The organism is Actinoplanes lutulentus, assembly GCF_003259845.1.
GTDB classification, from domain to species: Bacteria; Actinomycetota; Actinomycetes; order Mycobacteriales; family Micromonosporaceae; genus Actinoplanes; species Actinoplanes lutulentus.
The window spans coordinates 22442-44660 of sequence record NZ_QLMJ01000008.1 but is presented as its reverse complement, the minus strand read 5'-3'; the positions used below and the strand labels follow the sequence as shown (position 1 = coordinate 44660).

Sequence of the window (22219 nt, the reverse complement as noted above, 5' to 3'; positions counted from 1 at the left end):
AGAACCGGTCAGCGCTTCGCCTTGCGGGCGGCGGCCTTTTCGGTGGGCGCGTTCGCGGTGACCAGGGTGCCGTCCGGGCGCTCCAGGTGAGCGCGGACGAACCAGTGGTACTGCTCCAGGCCACCCGTCTGGGTGACGAGCAGGTCCTCGGTGACCGGGTCGAGTTCCTCGGTCTTCTCGATCGCCGCCCGGTGGTCCTCGATGACGCCGCTGTAGACGAGATCGAGAGCGGCCAGGTGTGCGTTGGCGTCGGCCCGGCCGATCGAGTAATCGTCCCAGCTCCGCTGGGCGACCAGGGCGCCCGGCGTGCCGACCGGGGAACCGCCCAGGGTGGCGATCCGCTCGGCGGTCGTGTCGACCATCTCCCGGACACCGTCGACCTGCGGGTCGAGCATGGTGTGCACGGCGATGAAGGTCGGGCCCACCACGTTCCAGTGCACGTGCTTGAGCGTCAGCGCGAGGTCGTTGAGCGCGTTGAGCCGGTCCTGGAGCACCGTGATGACCTCGGCGGCGGTGTCCGGCTTCAATCCGGGAACCGTGTAGTGAGGTGTGGCGGCGTTTTTGCGGGCAGTGGGTGCCATCGTTGAGTTTCCTTTCGTGGAAATACCTCGAAGCACATGCCCCCGTCAGATCGGCGCAAACAATGGAAAAGCCCTGCCGGTTCGAGAATGAACCGGCAGGGCTTCGTGAAGCTCAGATCAGCGAACGACGACCGTGCTGACGATCTTGTCGGCGATGGTCTGCTTCTTGGCGTCCCAGAGCGGGAACAGGAAGCCGATGTAGCAGATGATGCCGTCGATGAAGTGCGCCAGGTCGCGCAGGAACGCCTTGCCGGCACCGATCGGCTGGCCGGTGGCGAGGCCGACCAGGCGGATGCCGAGCGCCTTGCGGCCCCAGCTCTGGCCGGTCTTGCCGGCCTGGAACCAGCGGTTGTAACCCTGCACGGCGATCGCCAGCACGATGAACACGAAGTAGAACGCGTTGTAGCTGGGCACGCCGGCGGCATCGGTGCTGGTGCCGATGGTGGCGGCCAGGATCGAGAACGGCGCCACGATGATGGCGTCGATCAGGTACGCGCCGACACGCTGGATCCAGCTGGCGTAAGCCGGGGTGGCGGCGTTGTAGCCGGCCGGAGCCGGGTAGGACTGCTGGGCGTAGGGGTCTGTCATGGTTCCGGTCCTTTAGAAGGGCCGGCTCGCGTCGAGCCGGTGCAGTTGAAAGAGCCAGCTCGCGAACGCGAGCAGTCCTGCGATCCATCCCGCCTGCCGCCGTCGCTGCGACGACCACGGGCGTGGGGGTCCGAGCACGCCTGCGGCACGCAGCGCCACGAGCGGGACGGTGGCGGCCGTGAGGGCCGCCAACCCGAAGATCAGAGGATTGGCCTGCAACGCGGTGACAGCCTCGCCGTGCGCCAGCGCGACTGCTGCGGTCGTCAGACCGCAGGCCGGGCAGGGCACGCCGGTGAGCGTTCGCAGCGGGCACGGCAGAGCCGCTCCGGTGCTGGCGCTGACGGCCGGCCAGACCGTGGCTGCGACGGCGACGAGCACGCCGAAGCCACCCAGCCGTTCAGGCACGGAGAACGTACGCATGGACATACCTCGTGATCTTGGGTCCCGAGATCATAAGGTTCCAGCGGATCCTGCGCGACCCCGTTATCGACGCGTGATCCCAGGTGGTGGCCAGTTCAGCGCCAGTTGATGTCGAGCAGACGATCCTGGCGAATCTGCTCAATGGCGGCCGCGGCCATCTGCCGCCCCCAGCCGTCCTGAGCGTGATCGCGAAGGACGGTCTGGGTGTCGAGCCGGAGCACCTCGGCGATCGCGTCGATGCGCTCGCGCATCTCTTGCTCCACGACCGGCCGATCGATGTGCACACCGTGCCGGTTCATCGCAGCGAGGAATTCGTCCGCGAGGCGGGCGAGCGTGGTTTCAGGTGACACCGATGGCACTCCAGATCCGTATTGGCGACGGTGAGGACAGTCTGAATGTTCAGTTGGTGCGCGGGCGCCGGCACGCCCGCGAAGATCGTCAGCTTCCGCCGTGCAGGGTCGGCTGTCCGTCTAACTCGCGGCCACCCGATCGGTCACGGCGTCGGCCTGGTCGAACGTGTGTGAATCAGGGCGCGACGGGGCAGTCACGCGGTGACACCCGGCCGGTCCACCGCTGCCAGGAGTGTCCACAGCGCATCAGGAGAGCACACATGGCATGGACACGTACGGCCCGGGAACGCGCTCGGGCCAGGTTCGCCGAGGCGGCGAGCCGCAACCCGTTACCGCCGTTCACGGCCGGGCCGGGCCTGGAGCCGGGCTCGCCGCCGGTCGTGGTGGTCGGCCAGCGCGCGGACCGCGACAGCGACGTGCTGCCCCGGGCGGTGCGCACCGCCGGCGCCTGGGCGTGGCGCTTCATCCTCTTCGTGCTCGCCGGATATCTGTTCCTGCGGGTCGTCGGACTGCTCAGCCTGGTGATCATCCCGGTGATGGTGGCGATGCTGCTCGCCGCGCTGTTCCAGCCGGCCGGCGCCGCCCTGGTCCGGCGTGGGATGAACCGCTCACTCGCCGCCGGGATGGTCCTGCTCGCCGCCCTGGTGCTGGTCTTCGGCGGCCTCGGCCTGATCATCCGGACCTTCATCGCCCAGCTCGACGACCTCTCCGCCCAGGTCGGCGACGGCCTCGGCGAGGTGCAGACCTGGCTCGCGCAGAGTCCGCTGCACGTCACCGACCGTCAGCTCGACCAGTACATCGAGCAGGCTCGCGCGGCCATCACCGCGAACCAGGGCGCGGTCACCTCCGGCGCGCTGAGCACCGCGACCACCCTCGGCGAGGTGCTCACCGGGTTCTTCCTGGTGCTGTTCACGCTCTTCTTCTTCCTGCGCGACGGCGGCCAGATCTGGTCGTTCCTGTGCCGGCTGCTGCCCCGTGACGCGCGGCTGCCCACCGCCCGCGCCGGCCACTACGCCTGGCACACCCTGGTCTCGTACGTGCACGCGACAGTGCTGGTCGCCTTCGTCGACGCGGTCGGCATCGGTATCGGCCTGTTCATCCTCAAGGTGCCGCTGGCGCTGCCCCTGGCCGCGCTGGTCTTCCTCGGCGCCTTCATCCCGGTCGTCGGCGCCACCATCGCCGGCGCGGCGGCGGTCCTGGTGGCGCTGGTCGCCAACGGGCCGGTCAGCGCGCTGATCGTGCTGGCCATCGTGATCGGCGTCCAGCAGCTCGAAGGCCACGTCCTGCAGCCGCTGATCATGGGCCGGGCGGTGGCGCTGCACCCGCTCGCCGTGATCCTGGCGATCGCCGCCGGCATCGTGCTGGCCGGCATCGTCGGCGGCCTGATCGCGGTCCCGCTGCTGGCCGTGCTGAACACCGCGATCCGATACCTGATCAGTCACCCGGAAGGTGAGCCCACCCCGAACCGGCAGCCGCCCGGCACCGAACCCACCGACGACGACCAGGCCGAAGCCGAGGATCGGCACCAGATCCAGCAGCGCCAGGGCGACCCGGACAACCCGCCGCCGGCCAGCACATCGGTGTCGGTGTCGGGAAGTCGATCGCCGTGATCGGGGGTCACGTAAGATAGTGCATCCCACCCTTGCTGATGCGTCTCGCATCACCGTGAGGGGGGCGCGGCATGACCGTGACAGCGCGGGGTAATGCACCGCTGCGTTGCGATTCTCCGCGGCCGGGTCACCCCCGCCGCCGTGGACAGCCCTACGAGAGGTCGTCGTTGCAGATCACTGTGCACGAGTTCGCCCGCAGGCTCAGCGCCCTCGGCGCCAAAGCCTTCGCCGCCACCGACGTCGTGGCACTGGCCGAGACCGCTGGTGTCCGCATCAGCGCTGACGGCCACGTCGACGCAGCCCTGGCACAGCGGCTGCTGGACCGCGCCGCGCCCGCGTCGCCGGTCACCGGTGCCCAGATCGTCGAGCCGGACTGGGTCGCTCCCGCATCGCAGGCGCCGGCCGCCCCGGCGATCCCGCCCGTGGTGTTCTCCAGCCCCGGCGCTGTCGACGGCCCGGCCGAGCTCCCGCCGGCGCGTCCGCGCAGCCGCACCGGACCGCCGGCCCGGCGCCCCGACTCCCGGCGTACCGGTAGGTGAGTCGCCGCGAGACATCGATGATAATGGAATAACCTGGCATGGCCCCGCGGTGGGCGGGGGGCCATGACCGGGAGAGTTGAATGAACAAGCTGGGACCTGCTCGTAAAGCGGCCACGTTCGCGGCCGCCGCGACACTGGCGATCGCCGGCGTCGCGGGCTGCGCCAAGGAAGACACCGGCGGCACCACCGAGGGCGGCGTCGCCCTGGTCAAAGCCGGCGCGCTGACCACGTGTACACACCTGCCGTACGCACCGTTCCAGTCGAAGGACGACACCGGCAAGGTGGTCGGCTTCGACGTCGCGCTCATCGACCTGGTCGCCGCGAAACTCAGCGTGCCCCAGGAGATCGTCGACACGCCGTTCGAGGGCATCAAGTCCGGTGCCGACCTCAACTCCGGCAAGTGTGACGTCGCCGCGGCCGGCATGACGATCACCGACGAGCGCAAGAAGGTGCTGGACTTCTCCGAGCCGTACTTCGACGCCACCCAGGCGCTCGCCGTGCTCACCGGCAAAGAGGTCAAGACCCTCGACGAGCTCGCCGGCAAGCGCCTCGGCGTGCAGGGCGGCACCACCGGCGAGGAGTACATCAACGCCCAGGTCAAGGAGAAGAGCCTGAATATCGAGGTGGTCTCCTACAAGGACCTCGCCGCTCTGCAGCAGGCCCTGGCGACCAACCAGATCGAGGCCGCCGTCAACGACCTGCCGGTCTGGAACGAGTACATCAAGGCCAACCCCGGCAAGGTCGTCGTCGCGACCGGCTTCGACACCGGCGAGCAGTACGGCTTCGCGGTGAAGAAGGGCAACGCCGAGCTGCTCAAGACCCTCAACGACGCCCTCGCGGCGGCGCGGAGTGACGGCACCTACGACAAGATCTACGCGACCTGGATCGGCGAGAAGCCGGCCAGTTGATGACGCTCAGCCCTCGCCGGCGGCGGCGGGTCGTCCGCGTCGCCGGCTACGTCGTATTCGTCGTTCTGATCCTGCTCGTGGTGAGCGCCGCCGACTGGGGCACCCTGTCCGAGGCGTTCTTCCGGCGTGACATCGCCGAGAGCATGTTCCCCGAGGCGATCACCGTCGCGCTGCGCAACACCATCGTCTACACCCTGCTCGCGTTCGTGTTCGGCCTGACGCTCGGGCTGATCCTCGCGCTGCTGCGGTTGTCGTCGGTCGCGCCGTACCGATGGTTCGCCACCGCCTACATCGAACTCTTTCGTGGCCTGCCGGCGCTGCTGGTGCTGTTCATGGTCGGGTACGGCGTACCCCTGGCGTTTCCCGACCGGGAGATTCCCGGCGGGGTGTACGGCTCGGTCGCGGTCGGCCTCGGCCTGACCGCCGCGGCCTACATGGCCGAGACCATCCGGGCCGGCATCCAGGCGGTGCCGAAGGGGCAGCTGGAGGCGGCCCGTACCCTCGGCATGTCGCACACCCGCGCGATGGTCTCCATCGTGCTGCCGCAGGCGTTCCGGATCGTCATCCCGCCGCTGACCAACGAGATCATCCTGCTGACCAAGGACACCTCGCTGGTTTACGTCCTCGGCGTCACCCCCACGACGATCGAGCTGACCAAGTTCGCCGGTGACACGCTCAACACGCGGGTCAACCCGACACCGCTGGTGGTGGCCGGACTGCTCTACCTGGTGATCACCCTGCCGCTGTCCCAGCTGGTCCGGGGGCTGGAACGCCGAGCCGCGAGGGAGAGGTGACCGCGATGTCCACCATCGAGATCAGCGAGCTGCACAAGTCGTTCGGCAAGCTGGAGGTGCTGCGCGGCATCAACCTGTCGGTCGAGCCGGGCGAGGTGGTCTGCGTCATCGGCCCGTCCGGCTCCGGCAAGTCCACGCTGCTGCGCTGCGTGAACCTGCTGGAGGAGCCGACCGCCGGCTCCATCCGGGTGGCCGGCGTGGAGGTCACCGACCCGGACTGCGACATCGACGCCGTCCGGCGCGGCATCGGCATGGTGTTCCAGCAGTTCAACCTGTTCGGTCACCTCACCGTGCGGGAGAACATCACCATCGCCCAGCGCCGGGTCCTGAAACGCAGCCGCGCCGAGGCCAACCGGATCGCCTCGGTGAACCTGGACCGCGTCGGGCTCGCCGAGAAGGCTGACGCGTACCCGGCGCAGCTCTCCGGCGGCCAGCAGCAACGCGTCGCCATCGCCCGGGCCCTGGCGATGGACCCGCAGCTGATGCTCTTCGACGAGCCGACCAGCGCGCTCGACCCCGAACTGGTCGGCGAGGTCCTCGCGGTCATGCGCGGCCTGGCCGCCGAAGGCATGACGATGCTCGTGGTCACCCACGAGATGGCCTTCGCCCGCGAGGTCGCCAACCGGGTCGTCTTCATGGACGGCGGCGTGATCGTCGAACAGGGGCCGCCCGCGGAGGTGTTCGGCAGCCCCCGCGAGGAACGCACCCGGGTGTTCCTGCACCGGGTCCTGGAACCGACCCGGGTCAGCGAGACCGAGATCGGCGCACACCTGAAAGATTGAGAGGACCGGGTACGCCCCGTAATCGGGGCGTACCCGGTTTGACAGCGGCCGGTTTAATCGCGCCCGATGATCGAGATCCGGGAATTGACGAAGACCTACGGCGGCGTCGACGCGGTACACGACGTCACCTTCACCGCCTCGCCAGGACGGGTCACCGGCCTGCTCGGGCTCAACGGCTCCGGCAAGAGCACCACGCTGCGGATCCTGCTCGGGCTCAGCCGCCCCACCCGCGGCGCCGCGCTGATCAACGGGCGGCGGTACCGCGACCTCAAGCAGCCACTGCGTGAGGCCGGCGCGGTCCTGGAACAGGGGCTGAGCCATCCAGGACAGAGCGGCCGCAGCCACCTGATCACCCAGGCGCTGCTCAGCGGCACCTCCCGCAAACGGGTCGACGACCTGCTGGAGTACGTCGGCCTGTCCGAAGCCGCGCACAAACGCACCGGCGAGTACTCCCTGGGCATGCGCCAGCGCCTCGCCGTGGCGACAGCGCTGCTCGGCGAGCCACCGGTGCTGGTCCTCGACGAACCGGCCAACGGCCTCGACCCCTCAGGCATGGCCTGGCTGCGCGGACTGCTGCGTGACCACGTCGCGGCCGGCGGCACCGTGCTGATCTCCAGCCACCTGCTCGGCGAACTGGAACTCATGGTCGACGACGTGGTGATCATTGCGGACGGCCGGATCCAGGCGGCCGCGCCGCTGGCCGAGCTCACCGGCATGACCCAGCTCCGGGTCCGCGGCGGCGACCACCAGCTGCTGTTCGACACCTTCACCGAGCACGGCGCGACCGTCACCAGCGACGGCGACGCGCTGCTGGTCACCGGGCTCACCCCGGAACAGGCCGGCGACATGGCCCTGCACGCCCAGGTGCCGATCTACGAGCTGGTCGCGTACACCCAGCACCTCGAGGACATCTTCCTGAGCATGGCGGAGGCACAATGATCGCGGTCCTGCGCAGTGAGCTGCACCGGAGCCTGACCATCCGATCCTCCTGGATCGCCCTGGCCGGGTTCGCCACCCTCGCGGCGCTGACCGGCTGGCTCAGCGAGGAGTTCTGGACCCTGTTCGCCGGCCTCGGCGCCTTCGGCATCGCCATCATGATCACCGCCCAGCACTACCAGCACCGCACCGCGATCCTGGTGTTCCTCGGCCAGCCGCACCGGCTGCTGGTCTTCGCCGCCCAATGCGTGGTGTCGGTCCTGTTCGCGCTGGTCCTGGCCGCGGTCAGCGGCGTCGCGGTCGCCGGGGGAGGCTACGGCTCCGAATACCTGTCGACCCTCGCCGTGGTCCCGCTGATCGCCGTCTTCGGCGCCGCCAACGCGACGATCGTGCGCCATCCGCTGTGGTTGTTCGCCGGCTATCTGGGCTGGCTGTTGTTCGCCGAGGGCCTGATCGGACGACTCGAAGAGCCACTGCCCTTCACCAGCTTTCTGTACGCCAGCACCGGCGACTCCCGGTTCTTGCTGTCGCTGCTGGCGTGGACGGCGGCATCACTGCCCCTGGCAGCCTGGTCGATCCGCCGCGACGTGGCCGCCGGCTGACCCGCCGGGCCCACGGCCTTTCACGATCCGAGGGACGTGCGGACACGCTGGTGCCGGCCCCGTGAGGAGACCGGCACACGAGAGCTCGCTCAGGAGGCGTTCCGTGCGGCCTGCCGAGCCTGGTCGGTCACGTCGTGCGCCGAGGACTGTGCCTGACCCTTGGTGGTCTGGGCGGCGTCCTGCGCGGTCCCCTTGACCGAGGCGACGGCGTCCTGGACCGGACCGGTGAGGTCGTCCTTGACCTCCGCGGCAACATCCTTCACCTTGTCGGTGAGCTCGCCGCTGTTGTCCTTGAGCTGCTGGCCGGCGCGGCGTTCCGCGTCGGTCACCGGGATCAGGGTGGCGGCGAGCAAGCCGACACCGAACGCGATGATGCCGGCGGCGAGCGGGTTGCCCTGGGCCTGCGCGGCGACGGCCTGCGGGGCGTTGCGGACGGCGTCGGCCGCGACGTGCGCCTTCTCGCCCGCCACGTCCGAGGCCTGCGATGCCTTGTCCTGCACGGTGCGTACCGCCGTCGACGTCGTGTCGCCGGCCGCGTGCCGTGCGTGGTCCGTGGTACCCATGACCTTCTCCCTCATTGAATTCCAGCGCCGCTGCGCGACCTTGCCGGGACTGGTCTTCTCGGCCAGCAGGTCGACGTCACGGGTCAGCGAGGCACGGGTGTCCTCGATCTGCCGCTTCAGCCGGTCGGGTTCTTCAGCCATTGCGCATCCTCCTTGAGGGTGTCCACGGTGCGGTGCGGCACGGGATCGACGGTCTTGAGCTTGTTGCGGCCGTTCACGAACAGGACGCCACCGACGGCCGCCCAGACGACGGCGACGATGAGCGCGGCCCAGCCGGCGTCCATCACGTTGGCGAGGCCGAACACGACGGCGAAGCTGAGCAGCACGACAGCGAGGTATCCGGCGAAACCGGCGGCGCCGAGCATCCCGGCTGCCTTGCCGGCCTTCGTCGCTTCCTGTTTCATCTCGACCTTGGCGAGGTCGACCTCCTGCCGGAACAGCTGCGACAGGTCGTTGCTGATGTTGCCGATCAGGTCACCGATCGACGTGTCGGCGACGTGATCAGGCGCGTCATGGGGACGAGGGATCGTCACGGGCGCGACTCCGGGTCCTGGTAGCCGAACGGGTCGTTGTTCACGACCGGGACTCCGGTGCCGGCGGCCGCGTACTCGGTGCCGCTCACGCCGTTGCTGACCGGGGCGGGAGCCGGTGCCGCATAGGTCTGCGGCTCGGCGGCGACGAATCCGTTGCCGGTGCCACTGCTACCCGCATTCGGGTCGGCCTTGGCGACGCTCTTGCCCAGGCGTCCGATGACGAATCCGGCGGCGAGGGTGGTGGCCAGGAACGCTCCCGGCCGGCGCCGGGCGAAGTCCTGCACCTCCCGGAGCACGCCTTCGGGACCGTTGCGGTCCAGGTAGTCGGCGAGTTGCCGGCCACCGTCAGCCACCCGGGACACGACGGCCGCGGCCGGTGAGTCCTGCCGGGCGCCGCGCATCTCGTCGAGGTGCCCGGCGGTCTGGCGGATGCTGCTGACCAGATTGTCGTTCTGCGTACGGGCCTGCTCGCTGACCTTGTTCCGCACGTCGGCGGCGACGGTGCGCGCCTGCGTCTTGGCCTCGGTGCCGAGGCGCTGGGCCTGCTCCTTCGCGGTGTCCTTCACGTCGACGGCGGCCTGGGCGGTGGCCTGTTTGGCTTTGGACGTATCGTCCGGAGCGGAAAGATCCGGCGAGTAAGCGCCGATGGTTCGGTCACTCATGGTGCCTCCTACATTGTCCTGGGTTCGTTCAATGAATCTCCTCGATAAATGCTCCTAACCGTCGGATGGAAATATATTCGATAATTTATCGGCCATCGATTCTTTTTAACCTAAACATAAAATCGGAAAGCAGAAATAAAGCCGAGGCCCAGTCCTGCCCGATGGGGCAGAACAGAGCCTCGGCTTTATTTCGTACGCGTCAGGCGACCAGAGCCGGGAATCTCTCCCAGACCCGGTGAGCGCCCAGCAGAACCTGGATCTCGCCGAAGACGGCCTCGCCCGAATTCGCGGTCACCACGCCCGGTGTGCCGCTGACGCCGGCTTCCTGGAGAACGGTGACGCCGTCGCCCCACGCGCCGATCGACTTGGCGTGCCGCCAGCACTCGTCGACAAGCAGCAGTACCCGCGGGTCCACGGTGGCCGAGGCGCGGCCGGCTTTCGCGTCGCGGGCCGGGCGCGCGTCCGGGGCCGGTACCGGCGCGCCGGCCAGCAGGATCGCGTCGAACTCCACCGAGCGGGCGGTGGCGAACGTCCGCTGCACCGGTGCGCCGCCGACCATCCCGCCGTGCGGGGCGATCAGCAGCGGCGTCATGCCGGCGCCGAACACCACCTCACGGACCTTGAGCGCCGCGTCCACGTCGCCGTCCGGGTCCACGACGATGCCGATGGTGCGGCCGTCGGTGGGCCAGGTGTGGCCGATCTGCGACAGCGTCGGGCTGGGCGTGACGTCAGCGAGCGGCACTGTCGGCTTCGGCTCGGGCAGGCCCAGGCCGGTCGCGACCTGCCGGCACAGCACCGGGTCGATGTTCGCCAGCGCCTGCAGCTGCCGTTCCTTGATCGCCTGCTCGTAGCACTTGGACAGCTCGAACGTGTACGCGCTGATGATGTGTTCCTGCTCGGTCGGCGTCATGCTCAGCCAGAACAGCCGGGTCTGGCTGTAGTGGTCGTCGAACGACGCCGGGTTCTGCCGGATCTTCGGCGCCTCCGCCACGATCACCGGCACGTCGACGAAACCGTCCTCGGCGGTCGACGGGTTGCCGCCGTCCAGCGAGTTCGGCCGGTACGGCGCCACCCCGCCGTGCACGGCGTGCTGGTGGAAGCCGTCGCGCAGCATGTCGTTGACCGGCGCGTGCGGCCGGTTGATCGGGATCTGGTTGTAGTTCGGGCCACCCAGCCGGGACAGCTGGGTGTCCACGTACGAGAACAGCCGGCCCTGCAGCAGCGGGTCGTTGGTGACGTCGATGCCCGGCGGCATGGTGCCCAGGTGGAAGGCGACCTGCTCGGACTCGGCGAAGAAGTTCGTCGGCGTCCGGTCGATGACGAGCTTGCCGATCGGCTGGACCGGGGCGAGCTCCTCCGGGACCATCTTGGTCGGGTCGAGCAGGTCGATGCCGGCGAATGCCTCCTCGCCGGTGTCCGGGAAGACCTGGATGCCCAGCTCGTACTCCGGGAACGCGCCGGCCTCGATCGCGTCGTACAGGTCGCGGCGGTGGAAGTCCGGGTCGAGGCCGCTGAGCAGCTGCGCCTCCTCCCAGGTCAGGGAGTGCACGCCCAGCTTCGGTTTCCAGTGGAACTTGACGAGCGTCGTCGCGCCGGCGTCGTTGACCAGCCGGAACGTGTGGACGCCGAAACCCTCCATCGTCCGGTACGAGCGCGGGATGCCCCGGTCCGACATGTTCCAGATGGTGTGGTGCTGCGCCTCGGTGTGCAACGAGACGAAGTCCCAGAACGTGTCGTGCGCGCTCTGCGCCTGCGGGATCTCCCGGTCCGGGTGCGGCTTCGCGGCGTGGATGATGTCCGGGAACTTGATCGCGTCCTGGATGAAGAAGACCGGGATGTTGTTGCCGACCAGGTCGAAGTTGCCCTCGTCGGTGTAGAACTTCACCGCGAAACCACGGGTGTCCCGGACGGTGTCCGCCGAGCCGCGCGAGCCCAGAACCGTGGAGAACCGGACGAAGACGTCGGTCTCGGTGTTCTTCTTCAGGAACCCGGCCTTGGTCACCGACTCGGCGGTCCCGTACGCGGTGAACGTGCCGTGCGCCCCGGTGCCGCGTGCGTGCACCACGCGCTCCGGGATGCGCTCGTGGTCGAAGTGGGTGATCTTCTCGCGCAGGTGGTGGTCCTGCAGCAGCGACGGGCCCCGGGGGCCGGCCTTCAGCGAGTGGTCGGTGTCGCGCAGCCGCACCCCGGTGGCCGTGGTCAGGTACGCGCCCTGCTGGCCGTTCGCGGGAGCGGGCAGACCGGTCTCCGCACCGGTGGGCGTACGCGTGTCCGGCGCACCCTGTTCCTTCTTCGGCGGCAACGGCTCGCGCGGCGTGGTCGGCTCCTCGAGCGTTGCCGGAGCGCTCCCCGGGGAGCCAGGTACCTGGGCGGTGACGGCGTCCGCGACCGAGGTGGCCGCCGCCTTCACGGCCTTCTTGGCCGCCTTGACGGGCTTGCTGGCATCCATCTGAGATTTCCTCCAAGAACGGCAATGAGGCCATCCGGCTACCCGGCGTCCGGGCGGCCAAACGCTTCAGTGGCGGGCCGTTGTGCGTACCGGGGAATGAGGGTGACCGAAAGAGGGATCTTGCGTGGATGCGGTTTCGGTCCGCGACGAGAGGGCACTGCTTTTTCCATGAGTTTCCTGGACAAAGCTAAAGACCTTGCGAACAAGCACGACGAGCAGGTTGACGCCGGCCTGGAAAAGGCCGGGGATCAGGTCGATCAGCGGACCGGGGAAAAGTACTCGGGGCACATTGACAAGGGTGTTGACGCTGCCCAGCAGCACACCGGGGAAGGCGACACCCAGCAGCGGTGATCGGATCGAGCAGCCCGGCCGTTCTCGGATGACACTTTCGAGGACGGCCGGTTCGCATCGATATCGGCAAGAGTGGCGTAGGGTCGACGCACGAGGTAAATCGTCGGGTTCCGGCCTCCCGCGCTTGTGGGGTCTCATTCTCGGCATCGCTCAGGGACACGGGCGATCTGTACGAATTGACGACCACCCCACATCACGAAGGCCCAGCATGTCATCAGATATTTTTCTCGGCGGAACTCCGCTCACGGTCGAGATTCGCAGGGACACCCCATCCAGCAGCACCGTCATCGCCTTGATCGGCGAGGTCGACCGCGATTCCTGCTCGAAGGTGCTGCAATCGGTCGGTCAGGTGCTTCGCGACGGCAACGTTCCGTTGCGCATCCGGATGGATTTGGCCGAGGTGACGTTCCTCGATTCGGCAGGGATTCGCACCCTCCTGCACTGCCGCCGTGACGCCACCCGGACCGGCTGCGAGTTCGGGATCGACCCGGCCCACGAAAACGTCTACCAGGTGATCGAAATCAGCGGCCTCGTCGAGGTGTTCAAGCTGCCGCCGCGCGCGTGAACGGACCGAGCGGTGCGTAATCTTCCGCGGCCTTCGCGAAGGTGGGCGGCCCGGCGATTCCCGGACATCAGATTGTGGTCGGAGCTTGCCCGCGGGGGCCATTTTCCGGCTCTGGAAACGTCTGATCTGCTGGTGGCGGACCTGCGGGCGTTCTTCGGCGGACTGCCCGGAACATGACAATCGTGTGAAAGGTCAACATCGGGGTACCTCCATGGCCACGCCACCTGCTACCGGAGGGAGCACGGGAGATGACCCCGCGACCCGCAGAGATTCCCGCCAGCATGCGGCAGCCGCTGGCCGACGCCATCGTCGCGCTTGCCGACACCCCGGACGACGTGCCCGGTGTCGACGACCGCCTGCGACGAGTGGCCGTGCTGGCCGCCGACCGGATCGGCGCTGTTGATTACGCCGCCGTCGCCTCCCGCCACGGTGACGGGACATGCACCGTCGCCGCCGGCGGCGACCTGGTCCAGGCCGTCGAGGACGTGTCCGAGGACGACGAGACGGACGGTGACACGACGATGGCGTGGCCGGGCTTCCGCGACACCGCGGCCGAGATGGGCCTCGGCATGGTGTCGGTGCCGCTGTTCACCGGCAGCGGCACGGCCATCGCCAGCCTCGACCTGTACGGGCGTGAGGTGTCCGCGATGGCACCGCTGACCGCCGGGATCTGCGCCGCTTACGACCCGGACCTGCCGTGGCCCGGCGACACCGAGGACGTGGCGGCGATGGACGCCGGCGGCGAGGAACTGGTCACCGGTTTCGCCGAGGCGCTGTCGGTGCGGGCCACCATCCAGTGCGCCCTCGCGCTGATCATGGCGAACGACGGGATCAAGGACCAGGACGCATACCTCAAACTCCGGGTACGCGCCGCCGGCGACGGAGTCTCGCTGTCGGCGGCGGCGAACACGGTGATCATGTCGAAATTCTGATGAGCACCGTGAGCGCGGTGCGGTCGTCCATGGCGCGGTAACCGTCCAGGCCGATCGTGCCCGGCTCGACCACCAGGTCACCGGTGGCGGGGGAATTCCTGTCGTGACAGGTACCGCCGGGGCACCCCAGGGTCGTGGTCTCCGGAATCCGCCGTGTCCACGAGGCGGTAGTGCGTCGCCGCCTGGACAATCGACCCATGGCTGGATTCACCGTTACCCGCGACGTCCGCGCGCCCGCCGCCGACGTCTGGAACACCCTGGTCGACTGGCCCCGGCACGGCAACTGGGTGCCACTGACCGCGATCCGCGTCGTCTCGGACCGGCCGGACGGGGTCGGGGCCGAGTTCGTCGCGCGTACCGGATGGGGCCCGCTGGCATTCGACGACCCGATGCGGGTGACGGCCTGGGCTCCGCCGGAGGGCGGCACCGCGGGACGGTGCGACATCGTCAAACTCGGCCGGGTCGTGCGCGGCCGAGCCTGGTTCTCGGTGACGCCGCTGCCGGGCGGCGCGTGCCGCGTCCTCTGGTTCGAGGACGTCACCGTGGTTCCCCACGCGATCACCCGGCACGGTGGGCCGCTGGTGTCGGTGCCCGGCAAGCTGGCCTTCGCGGCGACCCTGCGGGCGATGGCCCGCGAGGTCGAGAGCCGCTGAGGTCAGGTTCCCGGCGGCGCCGGAGGATGCGACGCCACCCGATTCTCGGCGGCGTCAAGGATGTCCTCGACCGACGCCTTCTCCAGCGGCGCGAGCCGCTCAGCAGCCGCCAGGAAGAATCCCGCGGCGATACCGAGCATCCGTTTCACCCGCAGCTGATACTCGTCGGCGACCTCGTCCGACACCCCGTGCGGCCGATAGCTCGTGCCGTACACCGCATCCCACAGGTCGTTGTTGCCCGAGACGATCGACCTGATCATGCTGGCGAACTCATGGGCGTCGGCAGCGTTGTCCCACTGTCGTACTGTCACCCTCCGATCGTCCCAGCCCCCGCCCCGCCGCGACGCACTTTCGCCCGCGTAGCCCTTCCCCGAGGAACCACCTCGACGATCAGAGCGTCAAACCTCAGCGCCGCCGAACGGCTGCGGGAAGCGGGGACTCCATGCCTTTCTTGGGTACGCCCAAAGCACACCTGCTGGCAGCCACAACACTGCTGGCCGTGGCCTCCGGCTGCACCTCCGCAGGCGCAACGGCGAACCCTCCAAGCCCGCCACCAGCACCGTCCTCCGAGCCCGCGACGCCCGTACCGTCGTCCTCCGAGCCCACGCCGCCCGCGAAACCGGTGCCGAGCACGCCGAGGTGGGCAGAGCCGCCAAACTACGCATTCACCTTGACCACCGGCTGCACCCGGGGCTTCTACGAGGCCCGTTTCCGTGTCGAGGTGGAGAACGGCAAGGTGCGATCAAGCACCCCGCTCAACGACCAGGCCGAGTCCCACGCCGACTTCGCCGCCCCGACCCTCGGCGACATCAACACCTGGATCGACAAGCAGGAGCCGCACAACACCCGCCTCCGCCGCGAACGCGACCCGCACGACGGCCACCCCACCGCGTTCGGCTTCGACCAGCAGGCCATGGCCTACGACGGCGGCACCTGCTACGCCGTAACCGACTACCAGCCCTGACACGCCCTCCCGTGGTCGCGTTCGGCTTGTCCTTGTGGTCGGATGTGGGCCGAAAACACGACCGCAAGCGCGAGCCGGACAGCGACAGGCCCGTGACGTGACACCCAGGGGGCCACATGCCGACGGTTCAGCACCTCAACTGCGGCACCATGCGGCCCCCGGCGACCGGCGGCAGCCTGGTCGCCCACGTCCTCCTGGTGGAGACCGGCGACGGACTCGTGCTCGTCGACTCCGGGTTCGGGCTGCGCGACATCGAGGAGCCCGCCCGGCGCCTCGGGCCGGCGCGGCACCTGATCCGGCCGGTGCTCGACCCCGCCGAGACGGCGGTCCGGCAGATCCAGAAGCTGGGGCACCAGCCGTCAAACGTGCGCGACATCGTGCTCACCCACTTCGACGTCGACCACGCCGGTGGGCTCGCCGACTTCCCGCACGCGCGGGTGCACCTGACCGCCGCGGAATCACAGGCCGCCCAGCATCCGCGGACCGCGAACGAACGCAGCCGGTACCTGCCCGCCCAGCGCGAGCACCGCCCCCACCTGGTCGAACACGACCCGGAACGCGGCGACGTGTGGCGGGGTTTCGCGGCGGCCACCGAGATCCTGCCCGGCGTCGTCCTGGTCGGCCTGTCCGGGCACACGCGCGGCCACGCCGCCGTCGCGGTCGACGCCGGCGACCGCTGGATCCTGCACACCGGCGACGCGTTCTACCACCGCGCGCAGATCGGCGAAGACGGCCACGCACCGCGCCTGCTCACCCTGATGGAGCAGGTCGTCGCCCACGACCGCCGGCGGGTCAAGGCCAACCACGACAACCTGCGCCGGCTCGTGGCCTCCGGAGCTCCCGATCTGACCATCGTGAACGCCCACGATCCGGAGCTGTTGCGGCAGGCCCGTAAGGTCGTCGGATGACGTTCAGCGACAGGGTACGGTCGGCGTTCCGGCGTGGGGAGACCGACGCGGTCGTCCAGATGAGTGAGGCCGAGATCGTCCGGGCCCAGCAGGCCGGCGACCCGGCAGGCGAGGTCGAGGCTCGGTACAGCCTGGCCCGCGTCGCCATCCGGGGCGGCGACCTGACCTTGGGCGAGTCCCGTGCCCGCGAAGCCTTGGACGTGGCGATCAAGTCGGGGGAGCGGGCCCTGGAGGAACGCCCCCGGCACGTCCTGGCCGCCGTCGCCCGGATGTCCGGTGACCTCGCCAAAGCCCGCGATCTCTACCGCGACAGCATCGCACTCAACGAGTCCCTCGGCCGGCCGGAGACGGTGAACTCGGAGTACCACAACCTGGCCTTCTGCGAACTCGGCCTCGGCAACCTGGACGCCGCCCGCGAACTGTTCGCGCAGAGCCGCGAGCGGGTCTTCGCCAACGACTGGGCCGACTTCGTGCCGTACGTCTGCCTCGCCGGCGCCGCGCTCGCTTCCGCCGAGGGTGACCACGCCCGCGCGGCCCGCATGCTCGGCGTCACCGACGCCGCGTTCCACGCCGTCTACCAGGTCCCCGACCCCGACGACGCCGCCGACCTGGCAAAGGTCCGCGCCGCCGCCGTCGAGGCGCTGGGCCCGGCCGCCTTCGCCCAGGAGCACACGAAAGGCCTGGTCCAAGAACCGCGAGCCGCGTTCCTCCCGAGCTAGGGGAGGCGCGGCACGCTTTCGATCAATTTCCTGGTGTACGGGTGGGAAGGCGCCCCGAGAACCCGGTCGGTGTCGCCCTGCTCGACCAGGCGCCCGTGCTCCAGGACCGCGGTGTGCTGGCACAACTCGGCCACCACGCCGAGGTCGTGCGAGACCAGCATGATGGTCAGATCGCGTTCGGCGCACAGCGACGCCAGCAGGTCGACGATGCGGACCCGGGTGGTGAGGTCGAGCGCGCTGACCGGCTCGTCGGCGAGCAGCAGCCGGGGGTTGCCGACGATGGCCCGGGCGATCGCGATGCGCTGGCGCTGCCCGCCGGAGAACTCGTGCGGATAACGGCCGGCGGCGTCGGCCGGCAGCCCGACCGCGTCGAGGGCTGCCGCGACCCGGGACTGGTCGACGCCGAGGCCGAGACCGCGCAGGGGTTCGGCGACGATCCGGCCGATCCGGTGCCGGGGGTCCAGGGACGAGTACGGATCCTGGAAGACCGCTTGGACGCTCCGCCGATAGTCGCGCATCCGGGGACGGGCGAGAGGGCTTCCGGCGTACCAAAGCTCTCCGGTTGAAGGCTGAGCCAGACCGAGCAGAATGCGCAACAACGTGGTTTTGCCCGCGCCGGACTCGCCGACCAGGGCGACGTTGCGTCCGGGCTCGATGGCGAGGGAGACGCCGGTGAGCGCGGCGGCGCCGGAGCGGTACGCGAAACCGATGTTGCGTGCCTCAAGAATCACGGCCGGTCCGTTTCAGAGCGGCGTCGAAGCGGCGGGCGCTGTCGACGAGCGTGCGGGTGTATTCGTGCTGCGGATGCGAGACCAAGTCCAAGATCGGCCCGGACTCGACGATCCGGCCGTGGCGCATCACATGGGTGTCGCGGACGACCTTCGCGGCGACCGGCAGGTCATGGGTGATGAACAGCAGCGCGGTGCCGCGGGTGGTGACGATCCGGTCGAGCAGGTCCAGGATCTCGGCCTGCACGGTGACGTCGAGGGCGGTCGTGGGCTCGTCGGCGATCAGCAGTTTCGGCCGGCAGGCGATGGCCATCGCAATCGCGACCCGCTGGCGCTGCCCGCCGGAGAGCTGATGCGGATAGGAACGGGCGATCCGGTCGGCGTCGGTGAGGTGGACCTCGGCGAGGGCCTCCGCGACGGCCGACCGCAGCGCGGCGCCGCGCAGGCCCCGGAACCGGCGGATCGGCGCGGCGATCTGGCGTCCGGCGGTCATCAGCGGGTCGAGCGCGGTCAGCGGCTCCTGGAAGACGATCGCGGCGACCTGGCCGTGCCCGCGTGGCGCACGGATCATGTCGGCGCCGTCGAGAAGGATCGAGCCGCTCGCGGTGAGGCCCGGTGGCAGCAGGCCGAGGACGGCGAGCGCGGTCAGCGACTTGCCGGACCCGGACTCGCCGATCAGGCCGGTGCGGTCACCGGGCGCGACGCTGAACGACACGTCGTCGACGAGAGCCGTCCCGGTCCCGTTGCGTACGGTGAGCCCGTCGACGGTGAGCAGGCTCATCGGGATCTCCTCGGATCGGTGAAGTCGCGCAGCCCGTCGGCGGTCAGGTTCACGCCGATCACCAGCGCGACCAGCGCGATGCCCGGTGCGAGCGCCGCCACCGGCGCGACCAGCACGGTGGCCTGCGCCTCGTAGAGCATCCGCCCCCACGAGGCGTTCGGCGGCGGCGTGCCGAGACCGAGATAGGACAGGCTCGCCTCGGCCAGCACAGCGAGTCCGGCCTGCAGGGCCAGGTTGACCGAGACGGTCGGTGCGATGTTCGGCAGCACGTGGCTGACCACGATCCGCGGCCAGGAGATGCCGGCCACCCGGGCCGCGGTGATGTAGTCGCGGGCCAGGATCTGCTTGACCAGCACCCGGGTCAGCCGGGCCACCACGGCGGCCATCGCCAGACCGATCGCGATCACCGCGGTGGCGAGCGACGCACCGGCGCCGGCCACGATCAGCATCGCCAGCAGCAGCGTCGGGAACGCGATCAGGATGTCGAGCAGCACCGCGGCGGCGTCGTCGAGCCAGCGGGTGGCGAACCCGGCGACCAGGCCGAAACTCACCCCGAGTACGCCGCCGACGGTGACCGCGCCGAGCGCGGTGCCGATCGCGATGCGGCCACCGATCAGCAGCTGGGTGAACAGGTCCCGGCCGAGTTTGTCGGTGCCGAGCAGGTGGTCACCGCCGGGCGGCGCGAGCCGGCCGCCGGAGGTGTCGTCCGGGGCGAACGGCAGCCACAGGTACGACAGCAGCACCCCACCCACGACGACGGCGACCAGGAGCAGACCGGCCGCGAGGTGCAGGGAACGACGCCGGCTCATGAGGTGCTCCGGTGCAGCAGGCGCGGGTCGACGAGGCGCTGGGCGAGGTCGCCGAGGAAGCCGACGACCAGGACGGTGGCGGTGCTGACCAGCATGATCCCCTGGATGACCGGGTAGTCGTGCTGGCTGATGCCGCGGACCAGCATGCCGCCGAGGCCGGGCAGGGCGAAGACGCTCTCCACCACGACCGCCCCGAGGAACGTGGTGGCCAGCTCCATGGCGAGCACGGCGATCACCGGGACGGCGGCGTTGCGCAGCCCGTGCCGCCACATCGCCTGCGACGAGCTGGCGCCGAGCGCACGGGCGGTACGCAGATAGTCGGCACCGAGCACGTCGAGGGTGGCGCTGCGGACGTACCGGATCAGTGAGGCCGACATGACCAGAGCGACCGTGACCACCGGCAGGACCAGGGCCTCGATCGCGGCGCCGGGATCGGACCAGCCGCCGGGCGGGAAACCACCGGCCGGCAGGACCTGCAGGTTCAGCGCGAACACGGTGATCAGCAGCAGGCCGACCCAGAACGCGGGCACCGCGATGCCGAGCTGGGCGACAGCGTTGATGACCGGGCCGTACCAGCGGTCGGCGCGGGCCGCGGCCAGCACACCGACGGGCACGGCGATCAGCACGGCCAGGGTGAACGCGGCGAGGGTCAGCGGCACGGTCACCGGCAGCCGGGCGGCGATCTCGTCACCGACCGGCAGCGTGCTGACCAGCGACTTGCCGAGGTCGAACGTGACGACGTCGCCGAGCCAGCTGAAGAATTGGGAGAGCAGTGGGGCGTCCGTGCCGAGCTCCCGGCGGGCGGCCTCGATCTGCTCGGCGGTCGCTCCGACCGGGAGCAGGGCGTTGGCCGGGTCGCCCGGCAGGAGCCGGAGCAGCACGAACAGCACCACTGCTGCGGCGGACAGCGACACCAGAAGGATCGCGGTCCGCCGCAGCAGGTAGCGGATCATCAGCTCTTGACGATCCCGTACGCGAAGAACTGGGCGTTGAGGCCGTTGACCGGGTACCCGGTCAGCTTCGACGACGCGACCACGATCTGCGGGTAGAGGTAGAGCCAGTCGCTGGCCGCCTCCTCCGCGATGATCTTGTTGGCCTGCTTGAGCAGCGAGGTCTGCTCGTCGGTCGTGGTGGCCTGCTCCGCCTTGTTGACCAGGTCGGTGACCTGGGTGTTGTTGTAGCCCCAGTAGAAGTCGGGGTTGCCGTACCAGACCACGTCACGATCGTTCACGTGCTCCTGCAGCGTCGCCGCGAAGTCCCGCTTCTGGTAGACCTTCGTGTACCACTCGTCGGCGGTGATCGTGTTGATGTTCACCGTGATGCCGACCTTCGCCAGCTCGCTCTTGATGAACGTGGCAGCGGTCGGGTGCGGGTCGTAACTCGGGGTGTCCAGCGAGAACGTGAAGCCGTTCGGGAAACCGGCGTCGGTCAGCAGCTTCTTGGCGTTCTCCACGTTGTACGCGTTGACCGAGGTCAGGTCCTCGTACCACGGGTCGGTCGGCGGGACCATCGAGCCGATCTCGGTGCCGTACTCGCCCCAGATCGAGGTGAGCAGCTTCTTGTCGTCGATCGCCTGGCTGACGGCCTGCCGCACGGCCACCTTGTCGAACGGGGCGACCTTGTCGTTGAACGCGAGCAGCAGCTTGGTGGTGCCCTTGCCGTCGTTGACCTTGTAGCTGGCGTTCCCGCTGAACTGCGCGAGCGCGTCCGGGCTCTGCTCGCTGGTGACGATGTCGACCGCGTTGGTGAGCAGCGCGTTGTTCAGCGCCGTGGCGTCGGTGAAGTAGTGGAACACCACGCCGGCGTTCTTCGCGGCGGTGCCCCAGTACCCGTCGAACTTGGTCAGCGACAGCGTCGAGCCGCGCTTCCACTCGCCGAACTTGTACGGCCCGGTGCCGTCAGCCGTGGTGGTCAGGTCGGTCGCCGCCGCGTTGCTGATCCAGATGTAGCTGAGGTTGTAGACGAACGAGATCGACCGGCTGGACAGCGTGAAGACCACCGTCGCGTCGTCCGGGGTGTCGATCGACTTGATCACCGCGAGGTTGCTCTTGCGGGCCGACTTCGAGTTCTCGGCGGTCACCCGCTCGACGCTCGCCTTGACGTCCTTCGAGGTCAGCGCCGCGCCGGAGTGGAACTTCACGTTCGGCTGCAGGGTGAACGTGTAGGTGAGGCCGTCGTCGCTGACCTTCTGGTCCTTCGCGAGCAGCGGCTCGACCGCGCCCGTGTCGGTCAGCGTGAACAGGCCCTCGTACACGTTGCCGTTCAGCGCCTCGGTGACGCCCTGGCCGCCGCCGGCGGTGTTGTCCAGGTTCTGCGGCTCGTAGACCGAGCCGACCTGGATGATCGCGCTGCTGCTGTCCGCGGCGCTCGCGCCGCTGTCGTCGTCGCTGCCGCAGGCAGCGAGGCCGCCGGTCAGGCTCAGCGCGGTGACAGCGGCGAGGGTACGGATGACTGCTCTTCTATTCACGGTGTGTCTTTTCTTCGGGGGTGTG

At 69.4% G+C, this 22219-nt stretch carries 28 protein-coding genes; 14 read left to right on the top strand and 14 right to left on the bottom strand.

Translation table 11 applies throughout. The features are described 5' to 3' along the window. Positions 1–8: 8 nt before the first annotated feature. From B0I29_RS18665 to B0I29_RS18650, 4 genes are all read right to left on the bottom strand, one after another. Entirely contained in the window at positions 9–581 is a 573-nt protein-coding gene (locus tag B0I29_RS18665) for a Dps family protein (RefSeq protein WP_111650300.1), read from the bottom strand. 117 nt (positions 582–698) lie between these two features. Continuing rightward, positions 699–1169 (bottom strand): RDD family protein, encoded by a 471-nt coding sequence (locus B0I29_RS18660; protein ID WP_111650299.1) that lies wholly within the window; start codon positions 1167–1169, stop codon positions 699–701. 12 nt (positions 1170–1181) lie between these two features. Then, positions 1182–1589: a DUF2752 domain-containing protein gene (locus B0I29_RS18655; protein WP_111650532.1), complete on the bottom strand. Its 408-nt coding sequence runs from the start codon at positions 1587–1589 to the stop codon at positions 1182–1184. A 95-nt stretch (positions 1590–1684) separates the two neighbouring features. Continuing rightward, positions 1685–1939 carry a hypothetical protein gene (locus B0I29_RS18650; RefSeq protein ID WP_111650298.1) on the bottom strand — a complete coding sequence of 85 codons (255 nt, stop codon included), beginning with the start codon at positions 1937–1939 and terminating at the stop codon, positions 1685–1687. A 260-nt stretch (positions 1940–2199) separates the two neighbouring features. Between B0I29_RS18650 and B0I29_RS18645 the strand changes: the two genes are divergently transcribed. From B0I29_RS18645 to B0I29_RS18615, 7 genes are all read left to right on the top strand, one after another. Then, complete coding sequence (locus B0I29_RS18645; protein ID WP_111650297.1) at positions 2200–3549, top strand: AI-2E family transporter; 1350 nt, start codon at positions 2200–2202, stop codon at positions 3547–3549. Positions 3550–3716: 167 nt separating this feature from the next. Further along, positions 3717–4088, top strand: coding sequence for a hypothetical protein (locus tag B0I29_RS18640; protein WP_146616813.1), 372 nt, complete (start codon positions 3717–3719; stop codon positions 4086–4088). A gap of 80 nt (positions 4089–4168) precedes the next feature. After that, entirely contained in the window at positions 4169–4996 is an 828-nt protein-coding gene (locus B0I29_RS18635; RefSeq protein ID WP_111650295.1) for a basic amino acid ABC transporter substrate-binding protein, read from the top strand. Next, on the top strand, positions 4996–5790 hold the full coding sequence (locus tag B0I29_RS18630; protein WP_111650294.1) for an amino acid ABC transporter permease: 795 nt from the start codon (positions 4996–4998) through the stop codon (positions 5788–5790). The genes B0I29_RS18635 and B0I29_RS18630 overlap by 1 nt, the downstream gene beginning before the upstream one ends. 5 nt (positions 5791–5795) lie before the next feature. Further along, positions 5796–6572 carry an amino acid ABC transporter ATP-binding protein gene (locus B0I29_RS18625; protein WP_111650531.1) on the top strand — a complete coding sequence of 259 codons (777 nt, stop codon included), beginning with the start codon at positions 5796–5798 and terminating at the stop codon, positions 6570–6572. 66 nt (positions 6573–6638) lie between these two features. Next, positions 6639–7511, top strand: a complete 873-nt coding sequence (locus tag B0I29_RS18620) for an ATP-binding cassette domain-containing protein (RefSeq protein ID WP_111650293.1) — start codon at positions 6639–6641, stop codon at positions 7509–7511. Further along, positions 7508–8110 (top strand): hypothetical protein, encoded by a 603-nt coding sequence (locus tag B0I29_RS18615; protein ID WP_111650292.1) that lies wholly within the window; start codon positions 7508–7510, stop codon positions 8108–8110. Before B0I29_RS18620 ends, B0I29_RS18615 begins: the two co-directional genes overlap by 4 nt. An 89-nt stretch (positions 8111–8199) precedes the next feature. On the opposite strand, the gene B0I29_RS18610 is transcribed toward B0I29_RS18615, so the two are convergent. The 4 genes from B0I29_RS18610 to B0I29_RS18595 form a co-directional block, all read right to left on the bottom strand. After that, complete coding sequence (locus B0I29_RS18610; protein WP_111650291.1) at positions 8200–8814, bottom strand: DUF3618 domain-containing protein; 615 nt, start codon at positions 8812–8814, stop codon at positions 8200–8202. Beyond that, a complete protein-coding gene (locus tag B0I29_RS18605) occupies positions 8790–9206 on the bottom strand; it encodes a phage holin family protein (RefSeq protein ID WP_111650290.1) in 417 nt (138 codons plus the stop codon). The genes B0I29_RS18610 and B0I29_RS18605 overlap by 25 nt, the downstream gene beginning before the upstream one ends. Continuing rightward, positions 9203–9868, bottom strand: a complete 666-nt coding sequence (locus B0I29_RS18600) for a hypothetical protein (protein WP_181557864.1) — start codon at positions 9866–9868, stop codon at positions 9203–9205. Before B0I29_RS18600 ends, B0I29_RS18605 begins: the two co-directional genes overlap by 4 nt. A gap of 199 nt (positions 9869–10067) precedes the next feature. Then, a complete protein-coding gene (locus B0I29_RS18595; protein ID WP_111650289.1) occupies positions 10068–12317 on the bottom strand; it encodes a catalase in 2250 nt (749 codons plus the stop codon). A gap of 168 nt (positions 12318–12485) precedes the next feature. Between B0I29_RS18595 and B0I29_RS18590 the strand changes: the two genes are divergently transcribed. The 4 genes from B0I29_RS18590 to B0I29_RS18570 all read left to right on the top strand — a co-directional run bounded on the left by B0I29_RS18590 (position 12486) and on the right by B0I29_RS18570 (position 14818). Then, positions 12486–12668 (top strand): antitoxin, encoded by a 183-nt coding sequence (locus B0I29_RS18590; RefSeq protein ID WP_111650288.1) that lies wholly within the window; start codon positions 12486–12488, stop codon positions 12666–12668. A gap of 28 nt (positions 12669–12696) precedes the next feature. After that, complete coding sequence (locus B0I29_RS47725) at positions 12697–13233, top strand: STAS domain-containing protein (RefSeq protein ID WP_111650287.1); 537 nt, start codon at positions 12697–12699, stop codon at positions 13231–13233. A 248-nt stretch (positions 13234–13481) separates the two neighbouring features. Continuing rightward, entirely contained in the window at positions 13482–14165 is a 684-nt protein-coding gene (locus B0I29_RS18575; RefSeq protein ID WP_146616811.1) for a hypothetical protein, read from the top strand. Between the two features lie 197 nt (positions 14166–14362). Beyond that, positions 14363–14818 (top strand): SRPBCC family protein, encoded by a 456-nt coding sequence (locus tag B0I29_RS18570; RefSeq protein ID WP_111650285.1) that lies wholly within the window; start codon positions 14363–14365, stop codon positions 14816–14818. Between the two features lie 2 nt (positions 14819–14820). On the opposite strand, the gene B0I29_RS18565 is transcribed toward B0I29_RS18570, so the two are convergent. Beyond that, positions 14821–15129, bottom strand: coding sequence for a hypothetical protein (locus B0I29_RS18565; protein ID WP_111650284.1), 309 nt, complete (start codon positions 15127–15129; stop codon positions 14821–14823). 131 nt (positions 15130–15260) lie between these two features. Between B0I29_RS18565 and B0I29_RS47455 the strand changes: the two genes are divergently transcribed. The 3 genes from B0I29_RS47455 (at position 15261) to B0I29_RS18550 (ending at position 17409) form a co-directional block, all read left to right on the top strand. Next, on the top strand, positions 15261–15782 hold the full coding sequence (locus B0I29_RS47455; RefSeq protein ID WP_260329963.1) for a DUF6174 domain-containing protein: 522 nt from the start codon (positions 15261–15263) through the stop codon (positions 15780–15782). 116 nt (positions 15783–15898) lie between these two features. Continuing rightward, the gene (locus tag B0I29_RS18555) at positions 15899–16690 is read left to right on the top strand and encodes an MBL fold metallo-hydrolase (protein ID WP_111650282.1); all 792 of its coding nucleotides are present in this window, start codon (positions 15899–15901) and stop codon (positions 16688–16690) included. Beyond that, positions 16687–17409 (top strand): tetratricopeptide repeat protein, encoded by a 723-nt coding sequence (locus B0I29_RS18550; protein WP_111650281.1) that lies wholly within the window; start codon positions 16687–16689, stop codon positions 17407–17409. The genes B0I29_RS18555 and B0I29_RS18550 overlap by 4 nt, the downstream gene beginning before the upstream one ends. On the opposite strand, the gene B0I29_RS18545 is transcribed toward B0I29_RS18550, so the two are convergent. From B0I29_RS18545 to B0I29_RS18525, 5 genes are read right to left on the bottom strand one after another with little or no spacing between them, the layout of a single operon-like run. Next, on the bottom strand, positions 17406–18140 hold the full coding sequence (locus B0I29_RS18545; protein ID WP_111650280.1) for an ABC transporter ATP-binding protein: 735 nt from the start codon (positions 18138–18140) through the stop codon (positions 17406–17408). The genes B0I29_RS18550 and B0I29_RS18545 overlap by 4 nt on opposite strands. Continuing rightward, a complete protein-coding gene (locus tag B0I29_RS18540) occupies positions 18130–18918 on the bottom strand; it encodes an ATP-binding cassette domain-containing protein (RefSeq protein ID WP_111650279.1) in 789 nt (262 codons plus the stop codon). The genes B0I29_RS18545 and B0I29_RS18540 overlap by 11 nt, the downstream gene beginning before the upstream one ends. Beyond that, positions 18915–19727 (bottom strand): ABC transporter permease, encoded by an 813-nt coding sequence (locus B0I29_RS18535; protein WP_111650278.1) that lies wholly within the window; start codon positions 19725–19727, stop codon positions 18915–18917. The genes B0I29_RS18540 and B0I29_RS18535 overlap by 4 nt, the downstream gene beginning before the upstream one ends. Continuing rightward, the gene (locus B0I29_RS18530) at positions 19724–20680 is read right to left on the bottom strand and encodes an ABC transporter permease (RefSeq protein WP_111650277.1); all 957 of its coding nucleotides are present in this window, start codon (positions 20678–20680) and stop codon (positions 19724–19726) included. Before B0I29_RS18530 ends, B0I29_RS18535 begins: the two co-directional genes overlap by 4 nt. Beyond that, entirely contained in the window at positions 20680–22194 is a 1515-nt protein-coding gene (locus B0I29_RS18525) for an ABC transporter substrate-binding protein (protein ID WP_111650276.1), read from the bottom strand. Before B0I29_RS18525 ends, B0I29_RS18530 begins: the two co-directional genes overlap by 1 nt. Positions 22195–22219 lie beyond the last annotated feature (25 nt).